The organism is Azospirillum sp. (genome assembly GCF_035627195.1).
GTDB lineage: Bacteria > Pseudomonadota > Alphaproteobacteria > Azospirillales > Azospirillaceae > Azospirillum.
The window spans coordinates 1-17,922 of the sequence record NZ_DASPMG010000287.1 but is presented as its reverse complement, the minus strand read 5'-3'; the positions used below and the strand labels follow the sequence as shown (position 1 = coordinate 17,922).

At 71.3% G+C, this 17,922-nt stretch carries 17 protein-coding genes; 13 read left to right on the top strand and 4 right to left on the bottom strand.

The features are described 5' to 3' along the window. The 12 genes from uxaC to VED21_RS26260 all read left to right on the top strand — a co-directional run. On the top strand, positions 1-1,152 hold a 1,152-nt coding region (gene uxaC / locus VED21_RS26315), incomplete at its 5' end, for a glucuronate isomerase (protein ID WP_324887643.1). Continuing rightward, complete coding sequence (locus tag VED21_RS26310) at positions 1,149-2,624, top strand: mannitol dehydrogenase family protein (protein WP_324887641.1); 1,476 nt, start codon at positions 1,149-1,151, stop codon at positions 2,622-2,624. The genes uxaC and VED21_RS26310, both read left to right, overlap by 4 nt. Positions 2,625-2,848: 224 nt before the next feature. Then, positions 2,849-3,874, top strand: coding sequence for a twin-arginine translocation signal domain-containing protein (locus VED21_RS26305; RefSeq protein WP_324887639.1), 1,026 nt, complete (start codon positions 2,849-2,851; stop codon positions 3,872-3,874). An 88-nt stretch (positions 3,875-3,962) separates the two neighbouring features. Then, complete coding sequence (locus VED21_RS26300) at positions 3,963-4,799, top strand: ABC transporter permease (protein WP_324887637.1); 837 nt, start codon at positions 3,963-3,965, stop codon at positions 4,797-4,799. Next, positions 4,796-5,569: an ABC transporter ATP-binding protein gene (locus VED21_RS26295; protein WP_324887635.1), complete on the top strand. Its 774-nt coding sequence runs from the start codon at positions 4,796-4,798 to the stop codon at positions 5,567-5,569. The genes VED21_RS26300 and VED21_RS26295 overlap by 4 nt, the downstream gene beginning before the upstream one ends. 63 nt (positions 5,570-5,632) lie before the next feature. Continuing rightward, positions 5,633-6,427: an enoyl-CoA hydratase/isomerase family protein gene (locus VED21_RS26290; protein WP_324887633.1), complete on the top strand. Its 795-nt coding sequence runs from the start codon at positions 5,633-5,635 to the stop codon at positions 6,425-6,427. A gap of 9 nt (positions 6,428-6,436) precedes the next feature. Then, entirely contained in the window at positions 6,437-7,603 is a 1,167-nt protein-coding gene (locus VED21_RS26285; RefSeq protein ID WP_324887631.1) for a thiolase family protein, read from the top strand. A 4-nt stretch (positions 7,604-7,607) separates the two neighbouring features. After that, positions 7,608-8,045, top strand: a complete 438-nt coding sequence (locus VED21_RS26280; RefSeq protein ID WP_324887629.1) for a Zn-ribbon domain-containing OB-fold protein — start codon at positions 7,608-7,610, stop codon at positions 8,043-8,045. A 3-nt stretch (positions 8,046-8,048) separates the two neighbouring features. Beyond that, the gene (locus VED21_RS26275; protein ID WP_324887627.1) at positions 8,049-9,626 is read left to right on the top strand and encodes a class I adenylate-forming enzyme family protein; all 1,578 of its coding nucleotides are present in this window, start codon (positions 8,049-8,051) and stop codon (positions 9,624-9,626) included. Beyond that, positions 9,623-10,792 carry an acyl-CoA dehydrogenase family protein gene (locus VED21_RS26270; protein ID WP_324887625.1) on the top strand — a complete coding sequence of 390 codons (1,170 nt, stop codon included), beginning with the start codon at positions 9,623-9,625 and terminating at the stop codon, positions 10,790-10,792. The genes VED21_RS26275 and VED21_RS26270 overlap by 4 nt, the downstream gene beginning before the upstream one ends. A 3-nt stretch (positions 10,793-10,795) precedes the next feature. After that, positions 10,796-11,833, top strand: a complete 1,038-nt coding sequence (locus tag VED21_RS26265) for an acyl-CoA dehydrogenase family protein (RefSeq protein ID WP_324887621.1) — start codon at positions 10,796-10,798, stop codon at positions 11,831-11,833. A gap of 174 nt (positions 11,834-12,007) precedes the next feature. Then, positions 12,008-13,468 carry an aldehyde dehydrogenase family protein gene (locus VED21_RS26260; protein ID WP_324887619.1) on the top strand — a complete coding sequence of 487 codons (1,461 nt, stop codon included), beginning with the start codon at positions 12,008-12,010 and terminating at the stop codon, positions 13,466-13,468. Between the two features lie 7 nt (positions 13,469-13,475). Here the strand turns inward: VED21_RS26260 and VED21_RS26255 are convergent, their stop codons facing one another. From VED21_RS26255 to VED21_RS26240, 4 genes are all read right to left on the bottom strand, one after another. Further along, positions 13,476-14,375, bottom strand: a complete 900-nt coding sequence (locus VED21_RS26255) for a LysR family transcriptional regulator (RefSeq protein WP_324887617.1) — start codon at positions 14,373-14,375, stop codon at positions 13,476-13,478. 200 nt (positions 14,376-14,575) lie between these two features. Beyond that, on the bottom strand, positions 14,576-14,827 hold the full coding sequence (locus VED21_RS26250; protein ID WP_324887616.1) for a hypothetical protein: 252 nt from the start codon (positions 14,825-14,827) through the stop codon (positions 14,576-14,578). Between the two features lie 133 nt (positions 14,828-14,960). Further along, a complete protein-coding gene (locus VED21_RS26245; protein WP_324887615.1) occupies positions 14,961-15,284 on the bottom strand; it encodes a hypothetical protein in 324 nt (107 codons plus the stop codon). A gap of 107 nt (positions 15,285-15,391) precedes the next feature. After that, positions 15,392-16,858 carry a PLP-dependent aminotransferase family protein gene (locus tag VED21_RS26240; protein ID WP_324887613.1) on the bottom strand — a complete coding sequence of 489 codons (1,467 nt, stop codon included), beginning with the start codon at positions 16,856-16,858 and terminating at the stop codon, positions 15,392-15,394. Between the two features lie 126 nt (positions 16,859-16,984). Between VED21_RS26240 and VED21_RS26235 the strand changes: the two genes are divergently transcribed. Further along, entirely contained in the window at positions 16,985-17,713 is a 729-nt protein-coding gene (locus VED21_RS26235) for a pyridoxamine 5'-phosphate oxidase family protein (RefSeq protein ID WP_324887611.1), read from the top strand. Positions 17,714-17,922 lie beyond the last annotated feature (209 nt).

Below are 17,922 nucleotides of genomic sequence, written 5' to 3'. Positions count from 1 at the left end.
GCCCCGGTGGAGACCGACCCGCGCCGCGTCTGGCGCACGGTGGCGGAGCGCTGGCACCTGTTCCGCGGCACCCCCACCCGCCTGTGGTGGGAATACGCGCTGGAACGCGTGTTCGGCGTGACCGAGCGGCTGTCGACCGACACGGCAGACCGCATCTACGACCGCATCGCCGAATGCCTGAAACGGCCGGCGTTCCGCCCCCGCGCCCTGTTCGAGCGCTTCAACATCGAAGTGCTGGCGACCACGGAGGGTCCCCTCGACCCGCTGGCGCACCACAAGGCGCTGCAAGCGTCCGGCTGGCGCGGCCGGGTGGTGACAACCTTCCGCCCCGACCCGGTGCTGGACCCCGACACGCCGGGCTTCCGCGCCAACCTGGAAGAGCTGGGGCGGATCACGGGGGAAGACGCGTTGCGCTGGCCCGGCTACCTCGCGGCGCTGGCGCGGCGGCGGCGCGACTTCATGGCCTGCGGCGCCACCGCCACCGACCACGGCCATCCCACGGCCGCCACCGCCGACCTGGACCCGGCCGAGGCGGCGGCGCTGTTCGACACCATCGTGTCCGGCCGCTTCACCCCGGCCCAGGCCGAGCTTTTCCGCGCCCAGATGCTGACCGAGATGGCGCGCATGAGCCTGGACGACGGGCTGGTCATGCAGATCCACCCCGGCGTGCACCGCAACCACAACGCCTGGATGCACCGCACCTTCGGCCCCCACCACGGCGACGACATGCCGGCGGCGGGCGAGTTCGTGCGCGCACTGCGCCCGCTGCTCGACCGCTTCGGCAACGAGGCGGGCCTGACCATCATCCTCTTCACGCTGGACGAGAGCACCTATGCGCGCGAGCTGGCGCCGCTGGCCGGCCACTACCCGGCGCTGCGCCTCGGCCCCGCGTGGTGGTTCCACGACAGCCCGGAGGGCATGCGCCGCTACCGCGAGCGGATGACGGAGACGGCGGGCTTCTACAACACGGTCGGCTTCAACGACGACACGCGCGCCTTCCCGTCGATCCCGGCGCGGCACGACGTGGCGCGTCGCGTCGACTGTGCCTTCCTCGCCCGCCTCGTCGCCGAACACCGCCTGGACGAGGACGAGGCGCACGAACTGGCCGCCGATCTGGCCTACACCCTGGCGAAGAAGGCGTACAAGCTGTGATCCCCCGCCTCTCCCCCACCACCCTGGACCGCCTGCCGGCCGACGTGCCGCGCCCGCGCTACGACCGCGCGTCCTTGCCGACGGGCATCGTCCACATCGGCCTGGGCGCCTTCCACCGCGCGCACCAGGCGGTCTACACCGAGGACGCGCTGGCCCGCGAACCCGGCCCCTGGGGCATCTGCGGGGTGTCGCTGCGCAGCCCCGACACACGCGACGCGCTGGCCCCGCAGGGCGGCCTGTACACCGTCGTCGTGCGCGACGCGCAGGGCGAGCGCCCGCGCGTCGTCGGTTCGGTAACGGAGGCGCTGGTGGCGCCGGAGGATCCGGCGGCGGTGCTCGACCGCCTCGCCCACCCGGCGGTGCGCGTCGTCACCGTCACGGTGACCGAGAAGGGCTATTGCCACGAGCCCGCCACCGGCGCCCTGAACGAGGACCATCCGGACATCCGCCACGACCTCGCCAACCCGCAGTCGCCGCGCACGCTGCCGGGGTTCCTGGCGGCGGCGCTGGCGCGGCGGCGCGCCGCCGGGGTGGCGCCCTTCACCGTGCTGTCGTGCGACAACCTTCCCCACAACGGCGCGGTGACGGCCGGCGTGCTGCGCCGCTTCGCCGAACTGCGCGACCCGGACCTCGGCCGCTGGATCGCCGATCAGGTGGCCTGCCCCAGCAGCATGGTCGACCGCATCGTCCCCGCCACCACGGCGGAGGACCGCGCCGCCGTCGCCGCCCGCCTGGGCCTGGACGACGCGTGGCCGGTGATGACCGAGCCGTTCAGCCAGTGGGTGGTGGAGGACCGCTTCCCCGCCGGCCGCCCGGCCTGGGAATTGGAAGGGGCGGAGATGGTGGCCGACGTCCGCCCGTACGAGACGATGAAGCTGCGCCTGCTCAACGCCAGCCACTCCTGCATCGCCTACCTCGGCGATCTGGCCGGGTACGAGACGGTGGCGCAGACGGTCGCCGACCCCGCCTTCGCCCGCTTCGTCCGCGCCCTGATGGACGAGGAGGTGACGCCCACCCTGCAGATGCCGCCCGGCGTCGACCTGGAGGGCTACAAGGCCGCCCTGCTGGCGCGCTTCGCCAACCCGGCGCTGAAGCACCGCACGTGGCAGATCGCCATGGACGGTTCGCAGAAGCTGCCGCAGCGCCTGCTGGGCACCATCGCCGACCGGCTGCGCGCGGGGGCGCCCGTCGACCGGCTGGCGCTGGGCGTGGCCGCCTGGATGCGCTACGTCACCGGCGTGGACGAGGGCGGGCGGCCGATCGACGTGCGCGACCCGCTGGCCGCCCGCTTCACCGACATCGCCGCCGAGACCGGGCCGGTGGCGGAACGGCTGGCGCCGGCCCTGCTGGCGGTGGAGAGCGTGTTCGGCACGGACCTGCCGCGCCATCCCGGCTTCACGGGTGCGGTGACGGCGGCGCTGGCACGCCTGTACGCGCGGGGTGCCCGCGCCTGCGTGGACGAGACGCCGTAACCCTGCGCGCCCCTGTGGACGGCGCCGTGACGGCCGCGAACCGCCCCTCGGGCGGCGCGGCCGTTTTTGCGTTCCAAATTTGGAACGATGGATTAGCAAATCTTCTCTATCCCCAGCAATTCGTTCGAGTACATTTCTTTCAAGAACGATGGAGGCCACGCCGCCGAAGATCCTTCGGGCGCGGCGGTCCGCGATACCGGTGAAGTAACGCGGAATAGTGCCCCATGAAATATAAGGGGGGATTGGAGATGGTCGATCTGGCGTCGCGCCGACAATTTCTCAAGGGCGGAACGGCGGTGGCCGCAGGGGCGGCGGCGGGTGTGCTGTCACCTTTCGGTTCTTTTGCCGCGGCGCCGGCCCCCGTGCGCTGGGCGTCGCTGATGCCGGGCTTCACGGTGCTGGTGACGGAATTCATCCGCCACCACAAGTTGGACGAGAAGAACGGTTTCCGGCTCGGCGCGCCGACGGAATACACCACCGTGCCCACCTATTACGGCGATTTCGTCGCCGGCAACTACGACGTCTGCATCGGCAGCTGGGACAGCTTCGCCACCCGCTACCTGGGGCAGGTGCCCATCAAGCTTCTGTGCACCATCACCACGGCCGAGATGATCTGCATCCTGGCCGCCCGCGACACGGGCAAGGCGCTGGACGGGCTGAAGGGCAAGGTGCTGGCGGCGCCGCAGTCGACCGGCACCTACCGCATCGCCCAGGCGGTGCTGCGCGAGCACGTCGGCCTGGACATCGAAACCTGGATGCGGGTGCAGAACGTCACCAACCCGGCCGCCTCCGTCACCCTGCTGCGCACGCGCAGCGCCGACGCCGCCCTGTCGTGGGAGCCGAACGTCGCCAGCGGCATGGCGGCCGACAAGGACCTGCGGGTGATCTTCAACGCCGGCCAGACCTACCGCGAGAAGACGGGCGCCGACCTGCCGTATTTCGGCGTCGCCGTGCGATCGGAACTGCTGGCCAAGGACCCGGCCATCGCCGCCCGGCTGAACGGCGTGTTCAAGCAGTGCGTCGACGGCATCATGGGCAACGTGCCCGACGCCGTGAAGATCGTCGGCGACCGCACGGGCTTCGCCCCGGCGGTGCTGCAGGAGGCCATCACGTCGGGGCGGTTGCGCTTCGTGTTCAACACGATGACCGACCCGGCCGCGCGCGCCGGCGTGACGGCGGCGGCCCAGTTCTTCGCGCGCAACGAACTGCTCTCCGGCGTTCCGGACGGCGGCTTCTTCATCCAGTCCTGAGCCGGCCGCCCGCCACGATTCAAAAGAGCCCGATCCAAAAGAGCCCGATCCAAAAGAGTCGGCTGCGCGCCGGCCATGGGAGGATGCCTTGGAAACCACAACCGCGCGGAGCGGGCAGGCCGCCATCCGCACCGACACGCCGATGAAGCAGGTCGGCGCCCGGCCGGACCTGAAGCCGCGAAGCGAGATGCTTCCGACGCTGATCGTCTCCGCCGCCATCATCGCCGCCATCCAGGTCGCCAGCTGGTTCGTCCCGCCGTTCGTCGTGCCGTCGCCGGCCGTGATCGTGCAGGCGGCCTACGAGATCCTGACGGCGGAGGCCTCGCACATCGGCATCACGGCGCTGCGCCTGCTGGCGGCCGTGCTGTTCTCCATGGCGACGGGCGTGATGATCGGCATCGTCATGGGGACGCGGCCCCGAGTGCGGCCGTTCCTGCGGGCGCTGGTGATCATCGACACCGGCATCCCGGCCCTGTCGTGGATGCTGCTGGCGATCTTCTGGTTCCGCGACCCGGAGATGCGGATCTTCTTCATCCTGTCGGTGATCCTGATCCCGTTCTACGCGCTGAACGTCTACGACGGCATCCGCGCGCTGCCCAAGGAATGGGTGGACATGATCGAGAGCTTCCGGCCCGACCGCTGGCAGGTGCTGCGCTACCTGATCGTGCCGCACATCGTTCCGTACATCTTCCTGACCACCAAGTCGGTGATCGGCTACGCCATGCGCATGGCGATCTTCGCGGAACTGGTGGCCTCGGCCGTCGGCATCGGATCGCGCATGAGCTTCGCGCAGTCCACCTTCCGCATCGACCAGATCTTCGCCTGGACGCTCCTGCTCGTCGTCTTCAACCTGGCGCTCCAGGCCGGGGTGACGATGCTGGAGCGCGCGATGCTCAAATGGCGCCCGGAGGCGACCGTCCGATGAACGCACAGATCCAACACGCCGACGATTGCGTCATCCGGCTGGAGAACGTGAGCAAGGCCTTCGGGTCCAGCGTGGTCGCCGACCGGCTGAACCTGACGGTCGCCAAGGGCGAGATCGTCGCCCTGCTGGGCCGCACCGGTGCGGGCAAGAGCACCGTCCTGAACATGATCATGGGCAATCTGGCGCCCGACGCCGGCAGCATCCGCGTCGCCGGCCACGACCCCAACGCCGAGTTCAAGAGCCTGCGCGGCCGGATGGCGGTCAGCTTCCAGACCGACCGGCTGCTGCCCTGGCGCACGGCGGTGGACAACGTGGCGCTGGGCCTGCTGATCCTCGGCACGCCGAAGGCCAAGGCGCGGGAGACGGCGCGGCTGTGGCTGGCGCGCGTCAAGCTGGAGGGGGCGGAGGACCGCTACGTCCACGAGCTGTCCGGCGGCATGCGCCAGCGCGTCTCGCTGGCCCGCGCGCTGGCGGTGGATCCGGAGCTGGTGCTGCTGGACGAATCCTTCAGCCAGCTGGACCACGTCACCTCGCAGGTGCTGCGCGCCGACTTCAGCCGGATCGCGCGGCAGTTCGGAAAGACCTGCCTGTTCGTCACCCACCGGATCGACGACGCCGTCGAGATGGCCGACCGCGTGCTGGTCCTGCGGCCCGGCGCCGGGGTCTGCCTGGAGGAGCGCATCGGCGAGGCCGCCCGCGACGACCCGCGCGAGAAGGCCCGCCTGCACGACATCATCGCCGCCGCCATGGGCGAACAGCCCGACGACTGAGCCCTGTCGATTGAGCCCTGTCGGGGGCCGCGCGGCCAAGACAACACCGTTCGGGAGTGCGTAATGAGCTACGAGGACATCGTCGTCGAGCAAGCCGACGGCTGGCTCGAAATACAGATCAACCGCCCTGACAAGCTGAACTCCATCCGCGAGACCACCGCCTGGGAGATCATGGAGGCCATGGCCGCGGTGGAGATGGAGCGGTCCTGCCGCGCCGTCATCCTGAAGGGCAGCGACAAGGCGTTCTGCACGGGCATCGACACCAGCGAGTTCACCATCGAGGACAATGAGTACTTCGACTTCTACCGCTTCCGGCGGCGCACGCGGAAGGTGAACCAGCTGTTCCGCGAGCTGCCGAACTACACCAAGCCGGTCATCACGGCGGTCGAGGGGTTCGCGCTGGGCGGCGGGCTGGAACTGGCGCTGGTCGGCGACCTGATCGTGGCCGGCGAGAACGCGAAGTTCGGCCTGCCGGAGATCAAGCTGGGCCTGATGCCCGGCGGCGGCGGTACGCAGACGCTACCGCGACTGATCGGCAAGCCGCTGGCCAAGAAGATGATGTGGACCGGCCGCCGCATCTCCGCCGCCAAGGCGCGCGACTTCCGGCTGGTGAACCACGTGGTGCCGGCGGGCCAGGCGGTGGAGAAGGCGCGCGAGCTGGCCCGCTCCATCGCCGCCAACGCCCCGCTGCCGGTGATGTTCACCAAGGGGGTCATCGACCGGGGCGAGGACATGGCGCTGGCCGACGGCATGACGGCCGAGGCGGACGTGTCCTTCCTCCTCTACTTCACGCGCGACCGGCAGGAGGGCCTGCAGGCCTTCCGCGAGAAGCGCGCGCCCAACTTCCGCGGGGAGTGACGAAGCGCCATGGACAAGAACGAGATCGTCATCGCCGGCTATTCCGAAACGCCGGTCGTCTTCCGCTCGGGCCGCAGCGCCTATGATTTCGCGGGCGAGGCGCTGGCGTCGCTGCTGGCCGCCACCGGCATCGAGAAGGACGCCATCGACGGGCTGTCCGTCACCGTGCCCCTGAGCGAGGCGCCCAACCCCTTCTTCGCCGTCTACGTGACCGAGGCGCTGGGCCTGTCGCCGACGTGGCTGAACTATGGCGGCATCGGCGGCTGCTCGGCCACCGGGGGCGTGGCGCGCGCCATGTCGGCGATCCGCGACGGCTATTGCGAGGTGGCGGTGGTGCTGTCGGCCGATGCGCCCAGCACCAGCTGGCGCGCCAACTACGGCGCCTTCCGCGGGGAGTTCCAGGACCCCGTGGGCGTGCAGGGGCCGCCGGCCATGTTCGGCCTGCTGATGAGCCGCTACGCCCACCAGTTCGACCTGAAGGAAGAGGCGCTGGGCAAGATCGCCATCACCCAGCGCGAGCACGCGCTGCTGAACGACAACGCGCTGGCCAAGTTCCGCACGCCGCTGACCATGGAGGACTACAAGGCGTCGCGCGTCATCGCCGACCCGCTGAAGGTCCTCGATTCCGTGATGTTCTGCGACGGCGCCAACGCCTTCCTGGTGACGACGCGGGCCCGCGCCGAGGCGATGGGGCTGAAGAAGATGGCGCGCCCGGCGGCCTATGCCGAGCTGACCAACGTCAACGGCAACGTGGCCTGCCCGGACATCACGGAGACCGGCTTCGCCCGCATCGCGCCCAAGCTGTACGCCAAGGCCGGGTTGAAGCCGTCGGACATTGCGATGTTCCACCCCTACGACGACTTCACCATCGCCGTGCTGATGCAGTTCGAGGATTTCGGCTTCTGCGAGCGCGGGGAGGGCAGCGACTTCGTGCTGGCGAACGACCTGTCGTTCCGTGGCGACCTGCCGCTCAACACCGGCGGCGGCCAGATCTCGGCCGGGCAGCCGGGCCTTGCCAGCGGCGGCCTGAATCTGGCCGAGGCGGTCCGCCAGCTGTTCGGCGAGGGCGGGGCGCGGCAGGTGGACAATCCCAAGAACGCGCTGGTCACGGGCATCGGCGTGATCCCCTACGGCCGGAACTGGGGCACCAGCGCGGCCATGATCCTGGAGGTTTGATACGATGTCCGAAGCCCAGAAGACGCGCGTCCCGCCGACCGCCAACGTCCCAACCGCCAACGTCTACGTGAAGACCGAGCCGTTCTGGCAGGCGGCGCAGGAGGGGCGGCTGGTGGTCCAGTACTGCCCGGACACCGGCACCTACCAGCACTACCCGCGCCCGGTCAGCCTGCGCACCGGCAAGCGGAACCTGGAATGGCGGGCGGTGAGCGGCAAGGGCACCATCTACGCCTGCACCACCATCCGCATCCCCGGCCCCGGGCTGGAAGGCCGGCTGCCGCTGCCGGTGGCGACGGTTGAGCTGGACGAGGGGGTGCGGATGATCGCCAACATCATCGACACCGACCCGTCCGACATCGCCATCGGCCGCCGCGTGGAGGTGGCCTGGGACCGGATCGGCGACGGGTTCCAGTACCCGGCGTTCACGGTGGTGAAGGAGTAGGCGATGCGGCTGGAGACGATTCTGTTCGCCCACTGCCGCCGCCATCCCGACAAGGAGGCGGTCGTCTGCGGGGAGCGGCGCCTGACCTACGGGGCGCTGGAGGCATCCATCCGGTCGCTCGCCAGCGGACTGCGCGGGCAGGGGCTCGGGCCCGGCGACAGGATCGTCCTCTACCTGCCGAACGGGACGGAGTTCGTGGAGCTGCTCTACGCCGCGCTGGCGCTGGGCGCCATCGCCATCCCGGTCACCACCCGGCTGACGCTGAAGGAGTTGGCCTACTTCTGCGAGGACAGCGGGGCCACCATGGTCGCCTTCGCCGCCGCGCAAGCCGAGGGGATGCGGCCGATCCTGGAGGCGCGGCCGGCCCTGCGCGGCATCGTCGTCGGTGTCGGGGTCGGCGGGGAGGGGGAGGCGGGGCTGCTCGCCTTCGCCGCCCTCGCGGATGCTCCGGCGGAGCCGCTGCCGGTTCTGGCGGAGGACCGCGAGGAGTGCATGATCATGTACACCTCCGGCACCACCGGGCGGCCCAAGGGGGTGGTGCTGACGCACGCCAACATCCTGGTCAACCATGGCTTCATGAACGCGGTGGAGTGGGGCATCCGGGCGGACGACCGCTACCTCGTCGCTTCGCCGCTGGCGCACCGGGCGGGGCTGGGGCGGCTGATGAACGCCATGACGCTGGGCGGCACCATCCACGTCGCCACCGCGTTCGAGCCGGACCACATCGTCGAGGTGATCGAGCGCGAGCGGATCACCGTCTTCGGCATGGTGCCGACCATGTGCCGCCTGCTGCTGCCCAGCCTGGAGCGGGACCCGGCGCGCTGCCGGTCGCTGCGCCTGATCGTCGTCACCGGCGAGGCCTTCCCGGTGGAGCTGAAGGAGCGGCTGATCCGCCTGCTGCCGGACGTGCAGCTGGTCTCGTTCTTCGCCATGACGGAAGCGGGTGCCGTGACCAACCTGTCGCACGCCGAGCAGTTCACCCACCCGAAGTCGGTCGGCCGCCCGGCCCCCGGCGTGGAGACGCGCATCGTGGATGCCGAGGGCAACGACGTTGAGCCCGGCGGGGTCGGCGAGCTGCTCGTCCGCTCCGGCCGGCCGGGGGCGTTCACGATCATGAAGGGCTATTTCAACCGGCCGGAGGACACCGCGCGGGCGCTGGCCGGCGGCTGGTTCCACACCGGCGACATGGCCCGCGTGGACGGCGACGGCTACGTCCACATCGTGGACCGCAAGAAGGACATGATCCTTTCCGGCGGCTTCAACATCTATTCCAAGGAGGTCGAACTGGCCATCGTCGAGGTGGCGGGCGTGGCCGACGCCGCCGTGGTGGGCGTGCCCGACCCGGTCTACGGCGAGGCGGTCGCCGCCTTCGTCGAGGCGGACGCGGCCGGCACGCCGCCGACGGCGGAGCAGATCATCGCCCACTGCCGCGACGCCATCGCCAGCTACAAGAAGCCCAAGCACGTCTTCTTCGTCGACGCGCTGCCGCGCAACGCGGTGGGCAAGGTGATGAAGCACCAGCTGGCCGACCTCGCCCGCGCCCGGCTGGCCGAAGCCGGCGGCGTGGGAGGTGCGCCATGATCCGCGCCGGGACGGCGGCCGACGCCGCGTTCCGCGCCGAGGTGCGCGGCTGGCTGGAGGCCAGCCTGGCGCCGGAGCTGCGCAACCTCACCTTCCGGCCGGAGCCGGCGCAGGTCATGCCCTGGTACCGTGCGCTGGCGGAGCGCGGCTGGATCGCGCCGCACTGGCCCAGGGAATTCGGCGGCATGGGGGCGAGTGCGGTGCAGCAGGTGATCCTGGCCGAGGAGCAGGCCCGCATCGGCGCGCCCGACATCCCCACCCAGGGGCTGAACCACATCGGCCCGCTGCTGATGCGCGAGGGCACGGCGGAGCAGAAGGCTCTGCACCTGCCGCGCATCCTCAACGGCGACGCCGTCTGGTGCCAGGGCTATTCGGAGCCGGGGGCGGGGTCCGACCTCGCGGCGGTGCAGACGCGCGGCGTGCCGGACGGCGATGAGGTGGTCATCACCGGCCACAAGATCTGGACCACCTGGGGCCACAACGCGCAGTGGATGTACGCCCTGGTCCGCACCGAGCGCGGCGCGTCGAAGAAGCAGGGCATCACCTTCATCCTGATCGACCTGACGACGCCGGGCATCCTGCGCCGTCCGATCCGCACCATCGCGGGGGATGACGAGTTCTGCGAGGTCTTCTTCGACGGCGTGCGCGTGCCCCGGTCGAACGTCGTCGGTGAACCGGGGGACGGCTGGCGCGTCGCCACCGCCCTGCTGGCCGAGGAGCGCATCCGCATCGGCTCGCCCCTGCACGCGCTGCGGGCGCTGGCCCGGCTGCGCGCCGTGCTGCGGGAACGGGGGCTGGCGGAGCAGGCGGAGTGGCGCCGCCGGCTGGCGCGCGCCGAGATCGCCGCGGAGACGGTGACCGCCGCCTTCCTGGACGTGCACGAGCGGTTCGAGCGAGGGCGTTTCGGGCAGGGGCGTGGCGGCGAGGGCGAAAGCTCGTACCTCAAGATCCTGGCGACCGAGACGACGCAGGAGATCCTGGACCTGGCGCAGGAGGCGGCCGGGCCGCTGCGGGCCGCCATGGTGCCGCCGGAGGGCGGCGAGGGGCGGGTCGATTACAGCGAGATGTTCCTGCAATCCCGCCGCCTGTCGATCTACGGCGGCAGCAACGAGATCCAGCGCAGCATCCTTGCGGGGCGCGTGCTGGGCCTGCAGGGGAAGGCTTAGACGATGATGGGCGAACCCGATGAAGACCGGCTGATCGCCGACAGCGCGGCGGCCTTCCTGGAACGTGCCGGCGGCCTGGACCGCGTGCGCCGCCTGCGCGACGGCGGCGGTGCGCTGGACCGCGCGACGTGGCGCGGCATGGCCGATCTGGGCTGGATCGGCGTCCTCGTCCCGCAGGATGCCGGCGGGCTGGGGATGACGTTGCGGGAGGTGGCGATCCTGCTGGAGGCGGCCGGGCGCTGGCTGCCGGTGGAACCGCTGGCCGGGGCCATCGCCGCCGCCGCCGCCATCGCGCAGGTCCGGGCCGACAGCCCGGCGCTGGCCGCGCTGCTGGCCGGCGACGCCGTGGTCGTGCCGGTCGAGGGGGCGGCGGTGACGGAGGCGGACGGGGGCCTGAGCGGCAGCACCGACGTTGCGGCCGACGTCGCGGCGGCGGACGCCTTCCTGCTGGTGGCGGGGCAGGGCGGGGACGCCCGGCTGCGGCTGGTGCCGAAGGCGGTGGCGGGGCTGCGGGTGGAGGCGGTGCGCACCGTCGACGGCGGCTCGGCCGGGCGGCTGCACCTGGACGGCGTGCGGACGGCGGATGCCACCGCCCTGGCCGAGGGGGAAGCGGCCGTGGCGGCGGCGCGGACGGTGATGGGCATCGTGCGCTTCGCCCACGCCGCCTGTCTGGTCGGTCTGGCCGACGAGGCCCTGCGGCGCAGCGTGGCCTACCTGAACGAGCGCCGGCAGTTCGGCGTGCCGATCGGGTCGTTCCAGGCGCTGCAGCACCGGGCCGCCACGCTCTACGTGCGCCTGTCGGCGGCGCGCGCGCTGCTGCATGAGGCGGCGCAGGCCGCCGACCCGTCGGCCGCCGGTGCGGCGGCCAAGCTGGTGGCGTCGGAGACGGCGCTGCTGGTGACCAAGGAAAGCATCCAGTTCCACGGCGCCATCGGCTTCACCGACGAACACCCCATCGGCCTGTACCTGCGGCGCGCGATGGCGGTGGCCGGTGCAGGCGGAACCACGGACGCCTGCCTGGATGCCTTTGCCGGAGCGTGACGATCCCATAAGCCCCTCTCCCCCCGCGGGAGAGGGGTTGGGGTGAGGGGGATTACGGTCGGATGGCCGGAGAACAAGACTCTTTTCCCGCCATCCGGCGGTAATGCCCCCTCATCCCAACCCTTCTCCCGCGAGGGGAGAAGGGCTTTATCCCCGACCCGCCGGAGACCCCGCATGACCATTTCCATCGTTGGCGCCCATTGGATCGGCGGCGAATGGATTCCCACCGCCCGCGCCGCGTCGTTCGAGATCCGCAGCCCGCACGACGGTTCCGCCGTCGGCTCGGCACCCGACGGCGGGGTGCATGAATGCGAGGCCGCCGTCGCGGCGGCGCGCGCCACCTTCCTGTCCTCCGACTGGGCGCACGCGCCGCGGCTGCGCGCGCAGGTGCTCTCGGCCCAGGCCGACAGCGTCGAGGACGGGGCGGAGCCGCTGGCCCGGCTGCTGTCCATCGAGACGGGCAAGCTGATCGCGGTGGCGCGCGCGGAGATCGCCGCCGCGGTGTCGGAGCTGCGTTACTACGCCGGCCTCGCCCGCACCATCGCCGGCCGCACGCTGGAGGTGGAGCCCGGCGTGCATTCCCACCTCAGCCGCGAGCCGGCCGGGGTGGCTGGCATCATCACGCCGTGGAACGCGCCGGCGATCCTGCTGGTGCGATCCCTGGCGCCGGCGCTGGCGGCCGGCTGCACCACGGTGCTGAAGCCGGCGCCGCAGTCCAGCCTGTTCCACACCGCCTTCATGCGCTGCCTCGCCGAGGTGCGGGCACTGCCGCACGGCGTCATCAACAGCTTCTGCGAGCGCGGCAGCGAGGGGGGCGAGGCGCTGGTCGCCTCCCCCGACGTGGATGTCGTCAGCTTCACCGGCAGCAGCCGGGTGGGCAAGCGCATCATGGCGGCGGGGGCCAGCACCGTGAAGCGCCTGAACCTCGAACTGGGCGGCAAGGCGGCGGGCATCGTCTTTCCGGATTGCGACGTGGACGCGGTCGCCCCGCGCCTCGCGGCGGCGGGGATGATCCTGGCGGGGCAGCAGTGCACGGCGCTGAACCGCGTTCTGGTGCACGAGAGCCGGTACGAGGCGATGGGCCGGGCACTGGCCGACGCCCTGCGGTCCATGCGCGTCGGGCGCCCCGACGACGAGGCGGCGCAGATCGGCCCGCTGATCGACGCGGCGAGCCGCGACCGCGTGGCGCGGCTGGTCGAGGAGAACGCCGGCCGGGCGGTGCTGCGCGGGCAGGTCCCCGGCGGCGTGCCGGCGCGCGGCGCCTACCTGGAGCCCAGCCTGCTGGCGGTGGAGGACCTCGCGTCCCCCGTGGTGCAGGAGGAGTTCTTCGGCCCGGTCATGAACATCGAGCGCTTCGCGACGGAGGAGGAGGCGGTGGCCAAGGCCAACGCCACGCCCTACGGCCTTGCGGCCAGCGTGTGGACCAACGACCTGGACCGCGCTTTCCGCGTGGCGCGGGCGTTGCGCAGCGGGACGGTCTGGCTGAACGACCACAACAAGCTGTTCCCCGAGGTGGAGACCGGCGGCATCCGCGACAGCGGTTTCGGCCGCCTGCACGGGGTGGAGGGGCTGAACGACTTCCTCAGCACCAAGCACGTCTACCACCGCATGGGCCGGGTGGGTGCGGCGGCGTGAGCCGCCGTCACTCGTCCGTCAGCAGGCGGTCGGAGAGGAAGTCGAGGAAGGCCTTGGTCTTGCGCGGGATGCGGCGGCGGCCGGCGTAGAAGGCGGCGGCCTGGAGGGGCGGGCTGCGCCAGTCGGGGAACAGCCGGACCAGCCGCTGCGCCGCCACGTCGTTGCGGCACATGACGTTCGGCATGATGCCGATGCCGAGGCCCGACGCGATGATCTCGCGCGCGATGCCGATGTTGTTGACGATGATGCGTGGCTCGATCTCGACGACCCGGTTGTCCTTGTCGCCCAGGAACTTCCACACGCCTTCGTCGCGCTGGTGCTCGGTCATGATGCAGTCGTGGCGCTGCAGGTCCTCCAGCGTCTTCGGCGCGCCGCAGCGGGCGAGGTAGTCGGGGGCGGCGTAGACGCCGCGCCGCAGCGAAGTGAAGACCTTCACCGGCAGGTGCGTGTTGCGCAGGTTGCCGATCTGGATCGACACGTCGTAGGGCGCCTCCGCCACGTTCACCCAGTGGTTGTTGATCTCCACCTCCAGCTGGATGTCGGGGTAGGCGATGGCGAACTCGGCGATCAGCTTGCCCAGCCACGACACGCCGAAGTCCACCGGCAGGCTGACGCGCAGGACGCCGCGCAGCTCCGACTGCATTTCGGAGGCCTGGAAGCCGGCGTCCTCGATCTCCGAAATGATCTTCTGGCAGTGGTCGTAGAGGACGCGGCCGATGTCGGTCAGCACCAGCTTGCGATGGCCGCGCTTCAGCAGGATGGAGCCGATCTGATGCTCCAGGATCGCGATCTTCCGGCTGATGGTGGACTTGGGCGTGCGCAGCTTTTCCGAGGCGCGGGTCAGACTTTGGGAGTTCGCGACCTCGTAGAACAGGACCAACGCGTTGAGGTCCATCTTGACCGACATGTCCGTCTCCCTCGCGCCACTCGCGCGGCGTTGCGCCGCCGGCCTTCGGCGGGCCACCCGACGGGCATTCTGTCATACCCCCGTATTGTTCAGCGAGAAGGATGTGTGCATGACGGATCATGCGTGGCCGGATTGTCGGCACGCGCAGCTTTGTGGGGAAGGAGTCGTCCGGCGGCTCCGTGGCCCGGGGGCCGGGCCGTCTAGAACGCCGCGGCGTCCCGGTCGTGGGCGCGGCCCGCCGCCGGGAGCAGCATGGCCACCTGGGCGTCGGACAGCACCGTTATGACCATCCCGCACCCCGCGCAGGAGCCGAGCCGGATCGGCGCGGCGATGACCCACGCGGTGCGGCATTCCGGGCACCCGGCCATGGCCGGGGTCAGGCAGCCGTCCAGGCGTCCGGTCCGGCTGGCCTCCTGAAGAGCGGCGCTGACGCGTTCGAGCTGTTGCAGCATGGTGCCCTCCGTGGAAACGGGACGGACATTGAGCGCCGCGCCGCGCCTGCGATCAAAGGCCCTTTCAGGTGTATGGCGTCCGTCCAGTGCGGACCGCCGGCCTTCGGCCTTGCCGGCCGTGGCGCCGCACCGGTCACGCCTCGTCGACGCACTCGGCGTTCGACTGGTCCGCCAGCGTGTGAAGGTGTGCGCCGAAGGCCCGCAGGACCGACGCGAAGCAACGGGCCTGCGCGTCCGTCACATGCGCGTCCGATTTCAGGACGATGTGCGGCGCCTGCTGCATCAGGCGCTGGGCGCGGAAGGGGCCGACCGCTTCGTCGCAGAACATCGCCGTGCCGAGGACGATCCCCAGGGTGATGTCGTCCGGCGAGTGCGGGTCGGCCAGCACGCGGTGCAGTTCCTGCAGCAGCGTGTGGACGACGATCGCGGTCCGTTCCAGGGTATCGATCCGGCCCATGGTGTGCTCCAATGCGGCAATCCGTGCTGGCCGAACCTTACGCCCGCCGTCCCATCCGTTCAGTGGCCGCGCTCACACGCGGGCGCAGGATGCGGGCAGGGGAGGGATTATCCGTCGTGCCCGGCCAGGGCTGCCGCCAGTTCCCGCGCGGCCCAGCGCAGGGCGCCCGGCTCGTGGCCGGAAAAGCCGAGCATCAGCGCCTGCACGGGCGGGGCGGCAAGGAACATCGGGCTGACCGGCCGGGCGATCAGGCCGCGCCGCGCGGCGGCGGCCGAGACGGCCAGATCCGACAGCCCCGGACGCAGCCGGGCCAGAAGCTTCATGCCCTGCTCCGGCACCTCGACGTCCAGCCGGTCGGCGAGATGCTCCCGCAAGGCCGCCGCCAGCGCGTCCCGCGACGCCAGATAGCGCTGGCGCATCCGGCGGAGGTGCGGGGCGAAGTGCCCTTCCTCCAGGAAATCCGTCACCACCCCGGCCGGCAAGGCGGCCGGGTGCCAGTCGGTCAGCAGCCGCGCGGCCCGCACGGGCTCCAGCAACTCCCACGGCACGACGGCGTAGCCGAGGCGCAGCCCCGGAAACAGCGCCTTGTTGAAGGTGCCGACGTAGATGACCCGGCCGCCGTCGTCGATCCCCTGCAACGACGCCAAGGGGCGTCCGGCGTAGCGGAATTCGCTGTCGTAATCGTCCTCCAGCACCCACGCGCCGGCCCGCCGCGCCCAGGCCAGCAGGTCCAGCCGCCGTGCCATGGAGAGCACCACGCCGAGCGGGTACTGGGAGGAGGGTGTCACGTAGGCCAGCCGGGCGTCCGGCGAGGCGGCGATGCCGGCCGCCACGTCCATCCCCTGCGCGTCGACCCGGACCGGCACGACGCGGGCGCGGGCGGCGGCCAGCGCGGCGCGGACCGCCGGGTAGCACGGATCCTCAAGCCAGACCGGGTCGCCCGGTTCCAGCAGCACGCGCAGCATCAGGTCGATCGCCTGCTGGGCGCCGGCCGTCACCACCACCTGCTCCGGCTCGCAGCGCACCGCCCGGCTGGTGCGCAGGTAGCGGGCGATGGCTTGGCGCAGCGCCGGCGGTCCGGCCGGATCGGCGTAGCCCAGCCATGCCGGGTCGGGACGCTGCAGCCGCCGCATCGTCAGCACGCGCCAGACCTGCAAGGTGCGCTCGTCCAGCGCGCAGCGGCCGGTGTTGAAGGGGGCCGTGCCGTATTCCCCCGTGTGTGCCTGCGCGCCCGCGAAGCGGCGGCTGGCCGGCGGGGCGGGGGGCGGCGGCGCGCCTGCCGCGGCCGGCGGCGGTTCCGGCGCGTCCGGCAGGTCGCGTGAGACGAAGCTGCCGGCGCCGACCCGTCCCTCGATGAAGCCCTCGGCCAGCAGCTGCTCGTAGGCGGCGACGACCGTGTTGCGGGCGACGCCCAGCCGGGCGGCCAGCGTCCGCGTCGGCGGCAGCCGGCCGCCGGGCGGCGGGACGCCGGCCAGGATGGCGCGGCGCAGCTCCAGATACACTTGGCGCAGCACGGGCACCGGGCTGTTGCGGTCGAGCGGCACCAGCATCAGGTCGGACAGGTCGGCGGACATCGGAATGCGGACGTCGGAATAGGGTGCGGATTGGACCAGTCATTGTGCGCGGGATTGGCCCTCGCGCCGGACCAATCCATAGGGCCAAATGGCTGCGCCGTCCACCCCTGCCCGGAGAACAGGCCGATGCCCGACGTCGCAGTATCGCCCGATGCCTACCCCGTCACCGCCCGCAACCGGGTGAAGCGCCTGCACGAGCGGGGCCGCTACGACCGCGCGGCCGTGCACGCCATCCTCGACGCGGCGATGGTCTGCCACATCGCCTACGTCATCGACGGACAACCCTACTGCACGCCGACCGCGTTCTGGCGCGAGGGGGACCACCTGTACTGGCACGGTTCCTCGGCCAGCCGGATGCTGCGGGCGCAGAAGGAGGGTCTTCCGGTCTGCCTGACCGTGACGCACCTCGACAGCCTCGTCCTGGCCCGCAGCGGCTTCAACCATTCGGTCGACTACCGGTCGGCGATGTGCTTCGGCACGGCGCGCGTCGTCGAGGACGTGGCGGCGAAGGCCAGGGCGCTGGACGCCATGATCGACCGCTTCTATCCCGGCCGGGCCGCCGAACTGCGCCCGAGCACGGAGCAGGAGCTGAAGGCGACGACGGTCATCGCCATGGAGATCGAGGAGGCCAGCGGCAAGGTCCGGGCCAAGGGCATCGGCGACGACGAGGCGGACTACGCGCTGCCGATCCACGCCACCCGCTTTCCGGTCACGCAGGTGATCGGGACCGGCGAGCCCTGCCCGCGCATGCCTGCCGGCGTCCCCGTTCCGCCCGGTCTCGCCGGCTTCACGCCCGGCCGCCGGCTGGACGAGATCATGCTGGAGAGCCACCGCACGACCTTTGGCGAGGGCTGATCCGGTTCCAGCACTTCCGGCGGCGGGCGTACGGCTGTCAAACCGGCGCCGTCCAGCCGGCAGGGCAATCGCTTGAAAGCCCCTCCCCCTTGGCGGGGGAGGGCTATCGCATCTGAGTAAAGCGCTCTCCGCCTGTTGACCTGAAGGAAGAGACCGAAGTGGCCTTTTCCTTCAGGAGACGCGCGATGCAGTCGCTCATTGAGATTTTC